This window comes from Sinorhizobium saheli (genome assembly GCF_001651875.1).
GTDB classification, from domain to species: domain Bacteria; phylum Pseudomonadota; class Alphaproteobacteria; order Rhizobiales; family Rhizobiaceae; genus Sinorhizobium; species Sinorhizobium saheli.
Genome location: NZ_LNQB01000052.1, coordinates 1 through 16,348, shown reverse-complemented (window position 1 = coordinate 16,348; position 16,348 = coordinate 1). Strand labels below are relative to the sequence as shown.

General features: G+C 63.5%; 17 protein-coding genes. 11 read left to right on the top strand and 6 right to left on the bottom strand.

The genetic code is table 11. From position 1 onward, the window contains the following. Complete coding sequence (locus ATB98_RS03315) at positions 1-1,071, top strand: GGDEF domain-containing protein (RefSeq protein ID WP_066868976.1); 1,071 nt, start codon at positions 1-3, stop codon at positions 1,069-1,071. Between the two features lie 189 nt (positions 1,072-1,260). Here ATB98_RS03315 and ATB98_RS03310 read toward each other — a convergent pair whose 3' ends face one another. Then, positions 1,261-1,950, bottom strand: a complete 690-nt coding sequence (locus tag ATB98_RS03310; RefSeq protein ID WP_066868973.1) for a haloacid dehalogenase type II — start codon at positions 1,948-1,950, stop codon at positions 1,261-1,263. Between the two features lie 96 nt (positions 1,951-2,046). Between ATB98_RS03310 and ATB98_RS28695 the strand changes: the two genes are divergently transcribed. The 5 genes from ATB98_RS28695 (at position 2,047) to ATB98_RS03290 (ending at position 6,381) form a co-directional block, all read left to right on the top strand. Next, complete coding sequence (locus tag ATB98_RS28695; RefSeq protein WP_153435539.1) at positions 2,047-2,349, top strand: hypothetical protein; 303 nt, start codon at positions 2,047-2,049, stop codon at positions 2,347-2,349. Positions 2,350-2,419: 70 nt separating this feature from the next. Continuing rightward, positions 2,420-3,421 (top strand): phosphotransferase, encoded by a 1,002-nt coding sequence (locus ATB98_RS03305; RefSeq protein ID WP_157111018.1) that lies wholly within the window; start codon positions 2,420-2,422, stop codon positions 3,419-3,421. A gap of 8 nt (positions 3,422-3,429) precedes the next feature. After that, positions 3,430-4,800: an aspartate aminotransferase family protein gene (locus tag ATB98_RS03300; RefSeq protein ID WP_066868967.1), complete on the top strand. Its 1,371-nt coding sequence runs from the start codon at positions 3,430-3,432 to the stop codon at positions 4,798-4,800. Positions 4,801-4,904: 104 nt separating this feature from the next. Then, positions 4,905-5,588, top strand: coding sequence for a GntR family transcriptional regulator (locus ATB98_RS03295; protein ID WP_066868964.1), 684 nt, complete (start codon positions 4,905-4,907; stop codon positions 5,586-5,588). Positions 5,589-5,913: 325 nt separating this feature from the next. Further along, positions 5,914-6,381: a group III truncated hemoglobin gene (locus ATB98_RS03290; protein ID WP_066868961.1), complete on the top strand. Its 468-nt coding sequence runs from the start codon at positions 5,914-5,916 to the stop codon at positions 6,379-6,381. 59 nt (positions 6,382-6,440) lie between these two features. Here ATB98_RS03290 and ATB98_RS03285 read toward each other — a convergent pair whose 3' ends face one another. Both ATB98_RS03285 and ATB98_RS03280 read right to left on the bottom strand, forming a co-directional pair. After that, on the bottom strand, positions 6,441-7,049 hold the full coding sequence (locus ATB98_RS03285) for a pyridoxamine 5'-phosphate oxidase family protein (protein WP_066868958.1): 609 nt from the start codon (positions 7,047-7,049) through the stop codon (positions 6,441-6,443). Between the two features lie 59 nt (positions 7,050-7,108). Then, positions 7,109-8,026 carry an alpha/beta fold hydrolase gene (locus ATB98_RS03280; RefSeq protein WP_066868956.1) on the bottom strand — a complete coding sequence of 306 codons (918 nt, stop codon included), beginning with the start codon at positions 8,024-8,026 and terminating at the stop codon, positions 7,109-7,111. Positions 8,027-8,073: 47 nt separating this feature from the next. Here ATB98_RS03280 and ATB98_RS03275 point away from each other — a divergent pair, with 47 nt between their 5' ends. Next, a complete protein-coding gene (locus ATB98_RS03275) occupies positions 8,074-8,559 on the top strand; it encodes a MarR family winged helix-turn-helix transcriptional regulator (RefSeq protein WP_066868953.1) in 486 nt (161 codons plus the stop codon). 27 nt (positions 8,560-8,586) lie between these two features. Here ATB98_RS03275 and ATB98_RS03270 read toward each other — a convergent pair whose 3' ends face one another. After that, positions 8,587-8,961 (bottom strand): gamma-butyrobetaine hydroxylase-like domain-containing protein, encoded by a 375-nt coding sequence (locus ATB98_RS03270; protein WP_066868950.1) that lies wholly within the window; start codon positions 8,959-8,961, stop codon positions 8,587-8,589. Positions 8,962-9,120: 159 nt separating this feature from the next. Between ATB98_RS03270 and moaA the strand changes: the two genes are divergently transcribed. After that, entirely contained in the window at positions 9,121-10,170 is a 1,050-nt protein-coding gene (gene moaA, locus ATB98_RS03265) for a GTP 3',8-cyclase MoaA (RefSeq protein ID WP_084435268.1), read from the top strand. Between the two features lie 161 nt (positions 10,171-10,331). On the opposite strand, the gene ATB98_RS03260 is transcribed toward moaA, so the two are convergent. Continuing rightward, positions 10,332-12,881 carry a methyl-accepting chemotaxis protein gene (locus ATB98_RS03260; protein ID WP_066869045.1) on the bottom strand — a complete coding sequence of 850 codons (2,550 nt, stop codon included), beginning with the start codon at positions 12,879-12,881 and terminating at the stop codon, positions 10,332-10,334. A gap of 400 nt (positions 12,882-13,281) precedes the next feature. Between ATB98_RS03260 and ATB98_RS03255 the strand changes: the two genes are divergently transcribed. The 3 genes from ATB98_RS03255 to mobB are packed head-to-tail and all read left to right on the top strand — an operon-like array spanning position 13,282 to position 15,385. Beyond that, positions 13,282-14,190, top strand: coding sequence for a DMT family transporter (locus ATB98_RS03255; RefSeq protein WP_066868947.1), 909 nt, complete (start codon positions 13,282-13,284; stop codon positions 14,188-14,190). A gap of 11 nt (positions 14,191-14,201) precedes the next feature. Next, positions 14,202-14,864 carry a molybdenum cofactor guanylyltransferase MobA gene (mobA, locus tag ATB98_RS03250; protein ID WP_066868944.1) on the top strand — a complete coding sequence of 221 codons (663 nt, stop codon included), beginning with the start codon at positions 14,202-14,204 and terminating at the stop codon, positions 14,862-14,864. Then, entirely contained in the window at positions 14,861-15,385 is a 525-nt protein-coding gene (gene mobB, locus ATB98_RS03245; RefSeq protein WP_066868941.1) for a molybdopterin-guanine dinucleotide biosynthesis protein B, read from the top strand. Before mobA ends, mobB begins: the two co-directional genes overlap by 4 nt. A 102-nt stretch (positions 15,386-15,487) precedes the next feature. On the opposite strand, the gene ATB98_RS03240 is transcribed toward mobB, so the two are convergent. Beyond that, positions 15,488-16,096, bottom strand: coding sequence for a tetratricopeptide repeat protein (locus ATB98_RS03240; protein ID WP_066868938.1), 609 nt, complete (start codon positions 16,094-16,096; stop codon positions 15,488-15,490). Between the last annotated feature and the right edge of the window lie 252 nt (positions 16,097-16,348).

Here is a 16,348-nt window from a genome sequence, read left to right as displayed (position 1 = left end):
ATGCAAGGCGCAACCTCTGGCAGGACTTCGACGCCCGATATTGCCGGACAGATCACGCATGCGATGCGCCTGATGGGCATCGCCCCGATACCGCGCAATTACGAACTTTACTACGAGGCCTATCTCGGATCGAACGCGCAACTGTCGAAGGACCTGGCGGCACTCGGCAGCCGTGCGACGCAGGAGGAGCTGGACGCGATCGGCGCGCGCTATTTCAGCCACATCCACCATCCGCACGGCATCGAGCGGGCGCACAGCACGCTGACGGCGAAGCTCGCCGAACTCGTCAGCCTGCTCAAGGAGGAGCAATCGGCGCTTGAAAGCTACAACAGGGTTCTCGACGAAGCCTATGTCAACATGACGAGCAAGAGCGCCGCCAGCGCCGACATCCTGCGCCACGCCATCGGTCTCTTGAGCGACGCCACCGCCGACACCATGAACCAGGGCAAGGAGCGCGTGCAGACCGTCGTCCAGAAGTCCTTCGAAATGGAAGTGATCCGCCAGGAGCTCGACGAATACAAGCGCATCGCCAACACCGATTCGCTGACGCGACTCGGCAACCGCCGGGCCTTCGACGAGAGCCTCGCCGCCGTCTACAACAACGAGCACCTGCGGCGCTTCACAGGCCTGCTCGTCGCCGATATCGACCATTTCAAGAAGATCAACGACACCTTCGGCCATCCGGTCGGCGACAAGATTCTCGCAACCGTCGGGAACGTCATCCGCGCGAACATCCGGCGCGACGCCTTCGTCGCCCGCACCGGCGGCGAGGAGTTCGCCGTCATCCTCGGCGACAGCAGCCAGGAGGAATGCCTGCAGGCCGCCGATCGCATCCGCACCGTTCTCGCCAGCACGCCCTTCAAGAATTCGAGGACCGGCGTCAACTACGGCCCGATCACCCTCTCCGTCGGCGTCTGCATGGCCACCGCCGCGGACGACCCGCTCGACCTCTACAACAAGGCCGACATCGCCCTCTACGCCGCCAAGAATTCCGGCCGCAACCGGACGGTGCTCTTCGAGGAAGGCATGCGCAAGGATTCCGGCCGCAACTGGCTAATTTATCGACGGTAGGGCTGGAACGACATAGCGGCTCGCCCCGATCCAGTCGTTTCCGCCACGTGACGAACAACCGCTGCGCGCGCCCAAATCGGTCGTTAGGAAACAGCCGCGGTGGCCATGCTTTACTCCTCTACCAACGATAAAGAGAAGGGGCGAATGAACGCCCCGGTCTCATCGTAGCAAGCACCCTGAGCGCTATTTTCAGGCGCGCTTAAGGGCCGGTTCCAGGCCAACGGCGGCGGCCAACCCGCCGATATCCTTGATTTCGGTGTATTCGTAAAAGGGATTGGCCGGCTCATGGCCGCGGTTGACCCAGACCTTGCTCTTGATGCCCAGATCATAGGCGGTCATCAGGTCGTAGCGGAAGGACGAAGACACATGAGTGATGTCTTCGGGCCCGCAGCCGAGCTTGTCGAGCATGTACTCGAAGCCCTTCATCAGAGGTTTGTACGTCCCGACCTCTTCTGCCGTGATGACCATATGAATGGGCGCGCCCAGCTTTTCCACGTTCGACATGATCAGGCTGTTCATCGAGTTCGACAGGATGACCAACGGAATTTCCTTGGCCACCCTGGACAGGCCGGCCGGGACGTCCGGGTGCGGGCCCCAGGTCGGCACTTCATCATAGATGCGTTGCGCGTCTTCGGGTTTGAACGGGATACCGATGCGTTTGCAGCTGCGTTCGACGGAATTGTGCACCACTTCGAGGAAAGGCTTCCATGGCCCTAGCACCTCGTCAAGCCGATAGCCTCTGAAAGCCTCGACAAAGCCGGCCATCGCTTCTGGGGAGAGACGCTCGCCGTAGGAGCGTCGCGCAGCGCCGGCCATATCGAAATTGGTGAGCGTGCCGTAGCAATCGAAGGTGACGTACTTCGGTCGAAATTGAGTCATGGCGTGTATTCCTTCCAATTTGACGGCACAGCGTGCCCATCCAGGTCATCGTAAGCATTCCGGCCAGTGCGAGCACACTGGCACAGCTTTGCGGCAATGGCAAGCGATTGTCCAACAATTTTTGGATTGGCCGATCGTTTTGGCACTTGCCGACAGCTTGAGCGTGCCGCATCCAAGCACCAACACACCGCGCAAATTTATCAGAAAATACTGCATAATCCGCGTTTAAGGGATACTTCAGCGGCATGTCCCCGCGCTGCCGCCAAGCGTCATGCGGCAGAAAGAGAGCCATTATACAGGCAAGAAATCTCCATCGACGAAAAAATTGTTGTACAAAATGTGAAGTGTGAGATACTGGCGGCCATCGAGCTGCCCATTTTCGAGGCAGGATCTGAATGAGTTGAAGATGGATCACAAGCATCAATGCGGGCCAGCCCGCGTTCCAGAGCTTTCCGAGGCGTGCCATCCCGTGGGGGCTGCGGAAGCCGAAGAAATCGCCGAACGGCTATATGGCGCGCGCGGCCGAGCCACGCGCTTTGAAACCGAAAAAGACGACACGTTCCTCCTCGACTGCGCAGCCCGCGGGAAGTTCGTGCTGAAGATCGCTCATCCTTCCGAGCGGATGGAGGAGCTCGATTTCCAGGTTGCGCTGATGCGTCATCTCGAGCAGCGGGCCCCTGATCTACCCATCCCCCGCGCACTTCGCGACGTCGACGGCGCGGATTTGCCCATCGTCACTACCAGTGCCGGCGAGCGGCGGGTGGTGCGGCTCATCACCTTCCTCCCCGGTACTCCGCTCGACCGGACAACTTCCACGGCCCCACAGCGCGAACGGATCGGCGAAATCCTGGCAAAGCTGCGTCATTCCATGGCCGACTTCTCGCATCCCGCAGACGGCCGGGCGCTGGCATGGGACGTCACCCATCTGCTCGAGCTCACCGATCTGTTGAGCTTCATCCCCGCGGGCGACAAGCGGGCATGGACCGTCCGTGCGGTCGAGCGGTTTGCCGAAGTCAAGCCGAGGCTCGACCTGTGCCGGCGGCAGGTGCTCCACAACGACTTCAATACGTCGAACCTGGTCGTCGATCACGCCAGCCCGCAGTTCCTGACCGGCGTCATCGACTTCGGCGATGCGGTCCGTACCGCCATCGCGGTCGACGTCTCCACGGCGTTGATGAATCAGATGCCGAAAACGTTCGACCATGGGAACCGGCGTGACCTGCTCGACGAACCGCGCGACGTTCTGCGCGGCTATCTCCGCCACGCCGAACTGACGGACGAGGAACTCCGGCTGATCCCCTTCCTGTCGATGGGCCGTCTTGCGGTCCGTGCGCTGCTGACGTGCTGGCGCGCCGAAATCTTCCCCGAAAATAGCCGCTATATCCTGCGCAATACCGAAGCCGGCTGGGCCCACCTCGAATGGTTCCACTCGATTTCGACCGCACAGATTTCCGATCTTCTGACACGATAGGAACCGTAATGTCCAAGCAAGCGACTATCCTGCCCAAGGGCTTCCGTGGCGACATGCCAAATGGCTTCAATCCTCAGGACACGTCTCATCTCACAAGTGAAGATCTGGCGCATATCACCAGGCGGCAAAGGCTGCTCGGGCCTGCTTATCGGCTCTTCTACAAGTCGCCGGTTGAGGTCTCCCGTGCCAAGGGCGTCTTCCTCTATGACAGGCACGGCAACGAATATCTCGACGCCTACAACAACGTTGTGTCGCTGGGTCACTCTCATCCGCGTGTCGTCGAGGCGATCCAGAAGCAGCTCGAATTGCTCTGTACCCACACGCGTTACATGCAGGAACCCCTGCTGGACTATGCCGAAGCCCTGATCAATACGTTCGGTGGCGAACTCGGCCGGACCGGATGCGCGATGTTCACATGCACGGGCTCGGAAGCCAACGATCTCGCCTTGCGTATCGCGCGTTACCACACACGCAAGACCGGCGTCATCGTCACGGCCGAAGCCTATCACGGCAACAGCGGCGCAGTCGCGGCAATCTCGCCTTCGCTCGGCAAGAAGTCGGCTCTGGACCCCTATCTCCGCACGGTCGCCGCGCCGGATTCCTATCGCCTGCCAGTCGAAGAAATCGGCCGGCGGATGGCGGAGGATGTCGCGCGGCAGATCGCCGACATGGAGCGGCATGGCGGCGGCCTGGCGGCCTTCATCGCCGACTCGGTCTTCTCCTCCGATGGTCTCTACGTCGATCCGACGGACGTATTGGCGCCGGTGGCGGAAGTGGTGCGCAAGGCGGGCGGCCTGTTCATCGCCGACGAGGTGCAGTCCGGATTCGGGCGGACCGGCAGCCATTTGTGGGGTCACGCCCGTCACAAGGTCGATCCGGACATCGTCACCATGGGCAAGCCCATGGGCAACGGCTATCCCGTTGCCGGCGTGGTCCTGCGGCCCGAACTCGTCGCCGAATTCGGATCCAGCATGCGCTACTTCAACACGTTTGGCGGCAACTCCGTCGCTATCGCCGCTGCAAAGGCCGTGCTCGACACGATCCTCGAAGAGGGCCTGTTGGACAACGCCGCCAAGGTCGGCGGCGAAATCCTCGACGGCCTCCGGGACCTACAGAAGAAATATGATTTCGTCGGCGATGTTCGCGGGGCCGGCCTCTATTTCGGCGTCGAACTCGTCAAGGATAGAGACCGGAAAACGCCGGACATGGACCGCGCGCTCGCAGCCGTCAATGCCCTGCGCAACCGGCGCATCCTCATTTCCGCGACGGGAGCGGACGCGCATATCCTGAAGATCAGGCCTCCGCTCATCTTCACATCGGCCAACGCGGCGCGTCTGCTCGAGGGCGTCGACGAGGCGCTTCGATCCGTGCAGATCTAGGGCCCGCCACCGTGCAGCCGGCCGGCACAATATCATCTCGCTTGCCCTACGCCGCCGCATGTGGCGTAGGTATTCAAGCCAAATCAACGAGCAAAGCCATAGCCATGCCGACGCTGCACGCCAGGAATCAAGCCGAAGATCTCGAGATGAATGTCGAGCCCTTGCCCGCAAGCGCGGTGGAAATCCTGACCCACGCCTTGCGACGGCGCATCTTGTCGGGAGATTTCCGACCGGGCGAGTTCCTGCGCGACGTGAAGATGTGCGAGGAGCATTCGACCTCGCGGCACACATTCCGCACGGCAGCCCAGGTGCTCGTCACGCAGGGCCTGCTGCGTCAGATACCGAACCGCGGCTTTGTGGTGCCCGAATTCGGACCCGACGATATTGTCGATATCACACGCGTGCGCGGGGCGATCGAGGGCGAGGCGATTCGTCTGATCGTGCTGACCGGGGTGATCCCCCCTCTGGCCCTGGAGGCGGTCGAGGTTATGCGCACGTCCACCCTACCCTCCGACAGATCCCTGCTAGTCGCTGCGGACCGTGACTTCCACCGCGCGATCGTTGCCGCTAGCGGCAGCCCTCGGCTGAAGCGAACCTATTCAGACCTCGAGGGCGAGATCGAGCTTCTCCTCGCACAGCGGCAGGATTTCTACGCCACCGCCGAAGAAATGGCGGAAGAACACGAGCGGCTCATCAACAGCTTGAGAAGCCGCCACTACGATACGGCGCGGGAGGCGTTCCAGGAGCACTGGGAAGATCTCCAGATCAAATTGCTCGACCAACGCTGACCAGCGCTCCCCGCTGGCCGTTGCGGACTTCCTTGTTCAGGTTCGCTGCAACGCTACAGGCAAACCTGGCCCGTGGGCGGAAAGCGGTCACAATGGCCGGCACCGCGGAACGGAAGGAAGGCCAGAGCCGTCGGCTCCTGACCGATGCTCCCCGCGTCAGCGCGGGAGCGAAAGCCGCTTCGTTGTCCGCCCTCTTCGCACTGACGGGGAGCTCCTCTTCCGACGTTGGACATATTGCCGCGCTCCCAGGCTCGGGCCCTTGGTGCTGCGTCCGCGGCATCTATATAAGCTGGGCCGCAGGAAGCGGCTGAAGGCGAGTGATGGAATGAACGACGCATTGCAGGGCCGGGCTGCGCAATCTGCCGCCGTCCGAGAACGCGCAGAAGCCGAGATGAAGGCGCTCGGCATCGATGACGCGTTCATCGGTACCCTGGTCGAGACCTTTTATGGCCGCGTCCGCGCGCATCCGGACCTCGGGCCGATCTTCGACGCCAGGCTTTCGGGGCGCTGGCCGGAGCATATGGAGAGGATGAAAAGCTTCTGGTCCGCCGTTGCCTTCCGCAGCGGCGTCTACGGCGGCGAGCCGGTCCAGGCGCATCTCGGCGTCGCCAACATGTCACCCGACCTTTTCCCGAAATGGCTGACGCTCTTCGCCGCGACGCTTGACGATATCGCACCGAACGAGCAGGCGAAGGCGTGGTTCATGGCCGCGGCAGAGCGCATCGCGCGCAGCCTGACGCTCGCCCTCTTCTACAATCCGGCGCTGGACGACCCGGCGCGCAAGCCTTCCTGATATCTCACTCTTTGGAAGTTACGGTAGTCGAGGGGCTGCTCGAAGACACTCAGGCGCCCTCACCACATCGTCTTTGCCGCACGCACCGGCCAGTCCCGGTCATAGCTGTCCTTGTCGAAATCGGCTTTCGCGGCCTTGAGCAGCGCGCCCGGTGTCGGCAGCGAGGCCGGGTCTGCGAAGCGCTGCGGGTTCCAGAGCTGCGAGCGGAGCAGCGCGCGGGCACATTGAAAATAGACCTCGGCGATCCTGACGACGATGACGGTGCGCGGATGCTTGCCGTCGATCTCGAACGAGCCGGTCAGGGCCGGGTCGAAGCTGACTACGGCCGTGCCGTTGATGCGCATCGTCGTGTTCGAGCCCGGCACGAGGAAGAGCAGCGCCACGCGCGGATCGCGGACGATGTTGGCAAGCGAATCGATGCGGTTGTTGCCGCGCCAGTCCGGCATCAACAGGGTGCTGTCATCGGCGACGCGGACCACGGAGGCGTCGTCGCCGCGCGGCGAGCAGTCCAGCCCCTCCGGCCCGACAGTCGCCAGTGCGGCGAAGGGCGACGCCTCGATCATCTGCCGGTATTCGGCCGTCAAAGACGTGGTCACCTTGGCGATCGATGCCTCGCTCGTTTCGCCGTAAAGCGTCCGCAATTCCTCGACCGTCCGGATGATCGTCATCCCATCCTCCCGTGAAGGCGCAATCATGCGAGGCATAGCACGGCATCCGGACGACGGCATCAGGCAATTCTCCTGAGCTGCGCCCCCTTCACTTCCTCGCGAAGAAAGGCGGTGATCTTTTCGATGACAGGCGCCGCGGAAACGATGCGGCGGTGACCGAGGCCGTTCGCCCAATGCAGCTCCACGTTCGGCCCGGCCTCGCCGTAGCGTCGCGCGTGATCGGCCGGAACCTCCTTATCATCCTCGGCATGGATGACGAGCACGGGCTTGCGGAGGGCCGAAAGAATGCGGGTCGCGTCATAGTAATCGACGCGGCGCCCGGAGAGGCGCTCGACCATGCCCTCGAAAGCCACCTGGGCTCTCGGGGCGAGACCAAACATCTTTCCAATCCCCTTGAAGAGCCAGGTCATCTCGCTCGGTGCGCCGATCAGAACCAGCTTGGCGGGGACGCGCGCCGGCACGTCGCAAAGCACCGCGCCTGCGGCGCAGGCAAGACTCGCGCCGCCGAAGGAATGGCCGATGCCGACGTCGAAGCCGTCGAAATGGCGCCAGGCCGCGTCAATCGCCCTCACCGCCTGCGGCATGGTCAGCGAGCGCCCGGGCGACGCCCCGTGACCGGGCCAGTCGAGCGCGACGACCTCGGCGCCCGCGGCGTGCAGCCCCTCGATGAGGGCGGCGAGATGGTCGCTCCGCGATCCCCACCCGTGCGCAAGGAGGACCCGCGGACCGCGGCCTCCCGGACGCCGCTCGAAGTGACGGGCGGCCACCCAGCCGCCGGCGAAGGACAGCGTGACCTTTCGCGACCGTGCCATGACCGGCGCCGCGGCTTTGAGCAGGGCCGCCTCCTTGCCGTTTCTCGGTCTCCGGCTCGGCGTTCGGCAGAAGATCCAGAACGCTGTCTTGCCGGCCGCCTCGGCCGAAATCGCGGAAACGGCCTTCAGCGACAGACGGATGACCTGGGTCGCAAAGGATGCCATAGTGAAACTCTCTTCGAATGTTCAACTATGAACATAATTGTACAACGATGAACAAAAAGCAAGTGACCACAGAGCACCACTACTTTCCCTGGGATCATCCGCGTTTTCGCAGCTGGATCGCCGTAGCGCGGGCCTGCCAGCTCATGCAGCAGACGTTGACGCGGCGACTCACCCATCTCGACCTGAAGCCGCCACATCTCGACATCCTGATCAATCTCTACCGCTTCGACGGCATCACGCAGCAGGAACTGGCCCGCAAGCTGCTGGTCGGCCGCTCCAACATGAGCATGCTGCTGCCGCAACTCGAGAAGCGCGGGCTTATCGAGCGGCGCGGCGATGAACGCGACAAGCGCGTGCTCCGGCTGTCCTTGACCGGGACGGGCCGCGCACTGACCGAGGAGGCGATGGAAATCCAGACGGCACTGATCGACAGTTCGCTTGGCGGCGCTCCGCTCGACGATTGCATGAAGATCGCGCAGTCTATGGAGCGGATCATCACCGCGCTGCTCAAGGAAGATGGCGAGGAAAGCTGAGGCGCCGAGGCAATCGAGGTCTGCGCGTCAGCGCGGCTTTTCGGACTTGTCGCGCGACATGCCCTTTTCGGTCAGTTCCTGCTCGTAGGCCCGGAAGAGCTCCTCACCCTTTTCGCCGAGTTCCCGCAGGTAGGTCCAGGTATAGATGCCGGTATCGTGGAAATCGTCGAAGCCGATCCGCACCGCATAGTTCCCCGTCGGCTGGACCGAGATGATCTGCACGTTGCGCTTGCCGGGCACCGTCACGCGCTGCCCCGGCCCGTGGCCCTGCACTTCCGCCGAGGGCGAGAGCACCCGCAGGAGCTCCGCCGAGAGATCGAATGAAGCGCCGTCGTCGAAGCTGACGGTCAGCCGGTGGCGATCCTTCGATACGCGCAGTTCGGTCGGCCAGATTTCGCTCATCGTCTTGCTCCCTGTTCGTCACCGTTCCAGTAAAGCAGAATTGAACCGACGGGAATCTCCCCGGAAGAACTTTCCCGATATCTTGAAACAGTTTGCGACAGTATGCGCCTTGACGCGACCCGTTTTGCCCACGACATTGAGGCCCCCGGGAGAAAAGACTTGAAAACCGCCGCGATAGACCAAGCCAACGCGCAACCGCTCGACAGGATGACCGCTCCGATGATCGACCCCTTCGGCCGCGCGATCACCTATCTGCGCGTCTCGGTCACCGACCGCTGCGACTTCCGCTGCACCTACTGCATGGCGGAGCACATGACCTTCCTCCCGAAAAAGGACCTCTTGACGCTCGAGGAGCTCCAGCGCCTCTGTTCCGCCTTCATCGCAAAGGGCGTGCGCAAGCTGCGCCTCACCGGCGGCGAACCCCTGGTGCGCAAGAACATCATGTTTCTTGTCCGCGAACTCGGCAAGGAGGTCGCGGCCGGGCGACTCGATGAACTGACGCTGACGACCAACGGCTCGCAGCTGTCGAAGTTCGCCGCCGAGCTTGCGGAGTGCGGCGTGCGCCGGATCAATGTCTCGCTCGACACTCGCGATCCCGACAAGTTCCACGAGATCACCCGCTGGGGCGACCTGTCGAAAGTGCTCGAAGGCATCGATGCGGCCCAGGCCGCCGGTCTCAAGGTCAAGATCAACACCGTCGCCCTCAAGGGCTTCAACGATGCCGAGATACCCGAATTGATGCGCTGGGCGCACGGGCGCGGCATGGACCTGACGCTCATCGAAACCATGCCGATGGGCGAGGTCGACGAGGATCGGACCGACCACTACCTGCCGCTCTCCGAGATGCGCGAGCGACTGGGAAGCGAATTCACGTTGAGTGACATCCCCTACCGTACCGGCGGACCCGCGCGCTATGTCGAGGTCGCGGAAACCGGCGGCCGCCTCGGCCTCATCACGCCGCTCACCCACAATTTCTGCGAAAGCTGCAACCGCGTCCGGCTCACCTGCACCGGCACGCTCTACATGTGCCTCGGCCAGAACGACGCGGCCGATCTGCGCGCCGCGCTGCGCGCCACCGACGACGACGCCTATCTCGGCCGGGTCATCGACGAGGCGATCGGCCGCAAGCCGAAGGGCCACGACTTCATCATCGACCGCGAACACAACCGCCCCGCCGTCGCCCGCCACATGAGCGTGACCGGCGGCTGAGCGCCATCAACCGACGTTGTAATCATGCCCCTCATCCGCCTGCTGGCACCTTCCCCCGCAGGCGGGGCGAAGGGGACTCGCGATGCCGCCTCAGTCCCCTCTCTCCTAGCGTGCCCTAACGGGGCTAGTCCTCGGGTTAAATCCGAGGAGAGGGGCCTCAGTCACGCCGCGTAGGTCGGCCGATAGGCGCCATGGTCCAGGGCGCCCTGGCCGCTCGTTCCGGTCTTGAATCGCTCGATCCGCTCGTTGAGCACCTCCACCTGGCGGCGCAGGCCGTGGATCTCGGCGGTGTTCTCCTCCACCATAGCGGCGTTCTGCTGCGTGATCAGTTCGACCTCGTGCACGGCCGCGTTGACTTCGTTGAGGCCGGTGTACTGGTCGGCGGCCGCCGCCTCGATATTGCTGACGAGCTGGTGGATGGTTGCGATGTGATTGTTGATGACGGTGAGTGCATCGCCGGTCTCCTGCACGAGCGCGACGCCGTTGCGCACCTGTGCCGAACTCGCCGAAATCAGCCCCTTGATCTCGCGCGCGGCACCGGCGCAGCGCTGCGCCAGTTCGCGGACTTCCTGCGCCACGACGGCGAAACCGCGGCCCGCCTCGCCCGCACGCGCCGCCTCGACGCCCGCGTTCAGCGCCAGAAGGTTGGTTTGGAAGGCGATCTCGTCGATCACGCCGATGATGGTGCCGATCTTCTCGGACGAGCGGTTGATCTCCGCCATGGCGTCGATCGCCTTGGCGACGACCTCGCCGGAGTGCTGGGCGTAGGAATTGGTCTCGTCGACCGAGACGGTGGTCTGCCGGGCGCTCTCGGCGGTAGCGCGAACGATCTCGGTGAGCTGCCCGAGTGCCCGCGAGCTTTCCTCGAGCGCCGCCGCCTGCTGCTCCGTCCGTCGCGCCAGATCGTCGGCGGCTGCGGAAAGATTGCCAGTGCCGCCGGTGATCTCCTCGGTCACGAGCCGCACCTCCATCAGCGTCGCGCGGAGCGCCTCGACGGCGTTGTTGTAGGTCCGGGCCATGACGACGTAGTCGGCCGGCAGGTCCTCCGCCATGCCCTCCTCCAGATTGCCGGCCGCAAGCTCGGCGAGAACGTCGGAGAGCGCGTTGAGGGCCTGCATCTGCTCGGCCTCGATGCGGGCGCGCTCCTGCGCCCGGCGCGCCTCTTCCTGGGCCGACAGCGAGCGGGCGGCTTCCGCCTCCCGCTCCAGCCGCACGTTTTCCAAGGCATTGTCGCGGAATACCGCAACCGAGCGCACCATGTCGCCGATCTCGTCGCCGCGATTGCGGCCCTCGATCTGAATCTCGAGGTCGCCATTCGCGAGACGCGTCATCGTTTCGGTGACGCGCTTCAGCGGGCCGCGCAGCGTCTCGACCAGCATCAGCCCGCCGACGATGGCGAGCAGCGTCCCCGCGACCATGGCGATGATGGAAACGGTCGCCGAGCGCTGGCTGTCCTGCTTGCCGGCTTCCTGGGCGTTGCTGACAAAGCCTTCCAGCGTGCCGCTGGCTTCCGCAACGAGGGCCGCGGCCTCGCTCTTTGCCGTCTGCCAGCGTGCCCCGACGTCGATCAGCGCCGCGGTCCCCTTCTCGATATTGTCGAGCGACGGCCCGAGCTTTGCCGGCAGATCGCGCAGCGCGGCGTTCTTGGCGCCAAGCGCAGACAATTTGCCGGCCGCTTCCCGCACCACGTTCACGTCGCTCATCACGAGGTCGCGGCTCGCCTGGTCGCGTTGACGGTGCAACTCGCTGATATGGAACCGGGTATTGTCCAAGCCCTTGAACGTATCGTCCATGAGCGCAATCAAGGTCTTCAACGTGGAAATTTCGCCGTCCATGCTGACGAAGCGCTTGGCGGCCGTATCGGAGTTCTTGGCGGCCTCCTTGGCGAAATCGGCCTCGTATTTCGAGAATTTGCTGAGGATCGGCACGAGCGCATTCTTCTTCTTTTCGTTGTCTTCCGTGCCGGCCAGGATCGTTTGGATCTTCTCCGCCTGGGCCTTGAGCTCGCTGATCGGCTTCTTGACCTTGTCGGACGCGATCTTCTCGGATTCCGCGATCTGCTTCATGAGATGCGGCAGCAGCTTGGTCGCCTGCTCGATCTTCGCCTCGGGATTGACGGCCATGGTCACCGGCAGGCGGAACTTCTTGATCCGCTCGGCGAGCCCCTGGTAGGCGGCCGCATCGAAGAGCAGCGCCTTGGCGAAACTTTCCTTCTCGCCCGATTCCTCACGCAGGATGTCGATCTGCTTGTAGGCGTTGTTGCCGTTCTTGGTCATTTCGGCAAGCGCCGACGACAGCGACGTGGTCACTGCATCCTGCTCGACCTTCACGGCCCAGAGCTTCTCCGCCTGGCTGCGCATCGTGCCGCCGAGAGCGACCACGGAAGCGATCTGCGCCTTGTCGGCCTCGCGCGTCAGCAGGGCCTCCAGCGCCGTCACACCCTTCTCCTGGTCGTCGATCCCCATCGCGAGCGCCTTGCGCGTCTCCTCGTTCGGATCGTCGATGAAGCTCTGGAGCGCGCTGCGCAGGGCCTGGAAGTCGGAGAGATTGTTGATCGTCTCGCGCGTCACGGTCATGTGGCCATTGAGGGTGCGGGCGGTGAAAAAGCCGACCAGTCCGATCCCGGCGATCAGCGCCACGAGCGGGATCACGAAGAGGAGGACCTTTGTGACGATACGCAGGCGCTGCAGAAGACGATCGATGACAGACATTGCGAACCCCGGATTCTTGTTATGGAAGATCATGTCCGCACGGTCGGCTTCCGCTTTTGGGAAGCCTTGGAACGACGGCCGGCCGAAGCAACCTCCAGGCTTCGACAGGCGCCGTCCGGATTGACGATCAGGCCAAACGGCCGTCGTCTACCGATCGCATCATGCGATTGGACAGCGGATGGGTAGTGACGATAGGAAGCGAAACTTAAGATTCCACGAACATACGTGTCGATCGCCAGTGCAGCGGCTGCGCCGAGTCGCCGCAGAGAGCGCGCTCAGATCAGAATAGGTTTGCTCGCGTCCGCGGCCAATGCTTAAACAGGGCGGCCCCTATAGGGGATTCGCCACCCGCCGAATCAGGTAGATGCCGATCGGCCACAAATATCACCAGGAACGACCTATGGGCTCGTCAGCCAACTTCCGCGGCATCGTCTTCATGTGCCTCGCGATGGTCGGATTCGCCTGCAACGACGCATTGGTCAAGTCCGTGACCGGCGCGATGAACACCGGCCAGATCATGTTCGTGCGCGGCCTGCTGACGACGCTGATGGTGGTCGCCCTCGCCTACCGGTTCCAGGCGTTCAGGCCGATTCGCACGATCCTGCGGCCCGCCATCCTGCTGCGCATCGCCATGGAGGCCCTTGCGTCGCTGACCTATATCTCGGCGCTCGGCCAGATACCGCTCGCCAATGCCGCGGCGATCATGCAGGCGCTGCCGCTCGCCGTGACGCTCGGCGCCGCGCTGTTCCTCGGAGAACCCGTCGGCTGGCGACGCTGGTCGGCGATCTTCGTCGGTTTCATCGGTGTCCTGGTCGTCCTGCGCCCCGGACCGGAGGGCTTCACCCCGGCGGCGCTGACCGTCGTCGCCTGCGTCGTCTGGACGGCGACGCGCGACCTGTGCACCCGTCGCATCGGCACCGAGGTGCCGTCGCTGTTCATCACGGTGACGACCTCATTCGTGACCACGCTGCTCGGCGCCGCGCTGATCGTGCCGTTCGGCGGCTGGCAACCGATGTCGACGACCGCCTTCACCCATATCGCCGGCGCCAGCGTACTGCTGATGCTGGGCTACCAGACGATCGTGCTCGCGATGCGCGAAGGCGATATCTCGGTGATCGCGCCGTTCCGCTATACGAGCCTCATATGGTCGATCACGCTCGGCATTTTCTTCTTTGCCGAAAGACCGGACCGCTGGATGCTTGTCGGTGTTGCCATCATCGTCGCCTCCGGGCTTTACACTTTCTATCGTGAGAGCAAGCGCGGCCGGCAGGCGGTTGCGCAGCGCTCTGTCACCGGCCCGCTCGAATAGGATCTCAGGCGATGCCCGCGAAGCCGTCCGAAAGGCGCCACCCGCCCCCGCCCGCCGTCATCATTGCCGGAGGTCGGTCTTCGCGCATGGGGATCGCCAAGCCGGGGCTCATCCTTGGCGGACGGCCGATGCTCGACCGGATCGTCGCGCGGCTGGCGCCGCAGGTGGCGAGCCTCGCCCTCAACCTCAACACCGAACCAGCCACGGCGCTGTCTGCCGACCTCCCGGTCATTGCCGACACGATTCCGGGCTTTTTCGGACCGCTTGCCGGTATCCTTACGGCGATGCGGCATGTTCAACGCACGGCGCCGAACGCCATGCACGTCCTGACGGTGCCGACCGATACGCCCTTCTTCCCTAGCGAGCTTGCGGCCGGGCTCGCCAATGCCCTCACCAGCGGCGAGGAGATTGCCGTCGCATGGTCTGACGGCGCGATGCACCCGCTCTTCGCGCTGTGGCCGGTCGCACTCGCCGATGACCTCGAGACATGGATCCGCACCGACGACAAGCGGCGCGTGCGCGCCTTCATCGCGCGGCACCGATCGACCGCGGTGGACTTTCCATTGATCGCGACGAGGGCCGGACCGCTCGACCCCTTCTTCAACATCAACACGCCGGATGAGCTTCAGCAAGCTGAAGCATGGCTGCACCATGTCGAGGATCGCAACCCATGAACGAAAAGATGCGCCAACCGAAGATATTCGGCATTGCCGGCTGGAAGAATTCCGGCAAGACCGGCTTGATGGTCCGCCTCGTCAGCGAAATGACGCGGCGCGGCCATGTGGTCTCGACCGTCAAGCACGCCCATCACGACTTCGACATCGACAAGGTCGGCGCCGACAGCTACCGCCATCGCGAGGCGGGCGCGCATGAGGTGACCATCGTGTCCTCGACCCGCTTCGCGATCATGCATGAATTGCGCGGCGCGCCCGAACCGAGCTTCGAAGAGATCCTGTCGCGCCTCGCACCATGCGACCTCGTGTTGATCGAGGGCTACAAGCGCGAGCCCATTCCGAAGATCGAAGCCCGCCGGCAGGAATCGGTGAACCGGGAGCCGCTCGCACCAACCGACCCGCACATCGTTGCCATCGCCGCCGATCACGCGGTCACGGACACCGACCTTCCCGTCTTCGACCTGGACGACACGGCGGCGATCGCCGATTTCGTCGAGCGGGCGACCGGGCTGCGGCCTTAAAGCATTTTGCAGTCAGGTGGAATCACCTGGCGCATACACAAACGCGGCAAAAACAAAAGAATAGAGCGGTGGCCCGAACGCATGTGAGCGCATCCCGCTCTACTAATCCTTCTGCAAGCGGTCCAGATGCTCTCTCGCCTCCGGCAGCTCTTTTGCCGCCTTGCGCATCCACTCGACCGCACGCGCCTGATCGCGGGGAACGCCCTCGCCTCTTTCGTACATCAGTGCCAGCGCCAGCTGCGCTACCGCTTCGCCCTGATCGGCAGCCCTTCTAAACCACCGGGCCGCTTCGCCCTGGTCCCGGGCCACGCCTTTGCCATGAGCATACATCACGCCCAGGTTATACTGGGCCAAAGCGACATTGCCCTGATCGGCCGCCCTGCGATACCACCGCACGGCCTCGGCGCAATCCTGCGGAACACCTTCGCCATCGAAGTATAGGCTTCCGAGATTGACCTGAGCGTTGACGTGCCCCTGTTCGGCGGCCGTGCGGTACCACTTTGCCGCCATGGCATGATCGCGCCGTACCCCACTGCTGCCTTTGTAGTACATCGATCCGAGAACAACCTGCGCCTGAGGGTCGCCCTCGACCGCGAGCGCCAGTCGCGCGTCCTGCAACGCGGCCCGCTCCTGCGCGCCCGCCGTTATCGGCCCTGCGGCTGCGAGCGCAATTGCAACAATCAAACCGAAGTTTGCTGATCTGGATTTCATTTCCCCTCCAGAAGGGCTGCAGCAATCATTCACATACTCGCACAACGTCCGGTTGACGTACCACAAAAAAGAGTCGGGGCCGGTTGCCCGGCCCCGACTTCGTTCAAAAGTCTTTCCGACGTTTTTGCCGCATTTGTGCGACGTCAGGTGATTCCACCTGACTGCAAAATGCTCTAGGTCGTGTGGACAATTATCTGATCCACAAGACGATGGCTGCGATAGTGACGACGGCGAGGTAGTTTCTAGCAGTTT

Bases quoted from the DNA above. Each gene is read 5' to 3' on its own strand.
- ATB98_RS03270 (WP_066868950.1), bottom strand. From the start codon at position 8,961: ATGAGCGAAATCTGGCCGACCGAACTGCGCGTATCGAAGGATCGCCAC.
- ATB98_RS03295 (WP_066868964.1), top strand. From the start codon at position 4,905: ATGCCGACGCTGCACGCCAGGAATCAAGCCGAAGATCTCGAGATGAAT.
- ATB98_RS03310 (WP_066868973.1), bottom strand. From the start codon at position 1,950: ATGACTCAATTTCGACCGAAGTACGTCACCTTCGATTGCTACGGCACG.
- mobA (WP_066868944.1), top strand. From the start codon at position 14,202: ATGCCCGCGAAGCCGTCCGAAAGGCGCCACCCGCCCCCGCCCGCCGTC.
- ATB98_RS03290 (WP_066868961.1), top strand. From the start codon at position 5,914: ATGAACGACGCATTGCAGGGCCGGGCTGCGCAATCTGCCGCCGTCCGA.
- ATB98_RS03285 (WP_066868958.1), bottom strand. From the start codon at position 7,049: ATGACGATCATCCGGACGGTCGAGGAATTGCGGACGCTTTACGGCGAA.
- mobB (WP_066868941.1), top strand. From the start codon at position 14,861: ATGAACGAAAAGATGCGCCAACCGAAGATATTCGGCATTGCCGGCTGG.
- ATB98_RS03315 (WP_066868976.1), top strand. From the start codon at position 1: ATGCAAGGCGCAACCTCTGGCAGGACTTCGACGCCCGATATTGCCGGA.
- ATB98_RS03300 (WP_066868967.1), top strand. From the start codon at position 3,430: ATGTCCAAGCAAGCGACTATCCTGCCCAAGGGCTTCCGTGGCGACATG.
- ATB98_RS03240 (WP_066868938.1), bottom strand. From the start codon at position 16,096: ATGAAATCCAGATCAGCAAACTTCGGTTTGATTGTTGCAATTGCGCTC.
- ATB98_RS28695 (WP_153435539.1), top strand. From the start codon at position 2,047: ATGGCAAGCGATTGTCCAACAATTTTTGGATTGGCCGATCGTTTTGGC.
- ATB98_RS03275 (WP_066868953.1), top strand. From the start codon at position 8,074: ATGAACAAAAAGCAAGTGACCACAGAGCACCACTACTTTCCCTGGGAT.
- ATB98_RS03260 (WP_066869045.1), bottom strand. From the start codon at position 12,881: ATGTCTGTCATCGATCGTCTTCTGCAGCGCCTGCGTATCGTCACAAAG.
- ATB98_RS03280 (WP_066868956.1), bottom strand. From the start codon at position 8,026: ATGGCATCCTTTGCGACCCAGGTCATCCGTCTGTCGCTGAAGGCCGTT.
- ATB98_RS03255 (WP_066868947.1), top strand. From the start codon at position 13,282: ATGGGCTCGTCAGCCAACTTCCGCGGCATCGTCTTCATGTGCCTCGCG.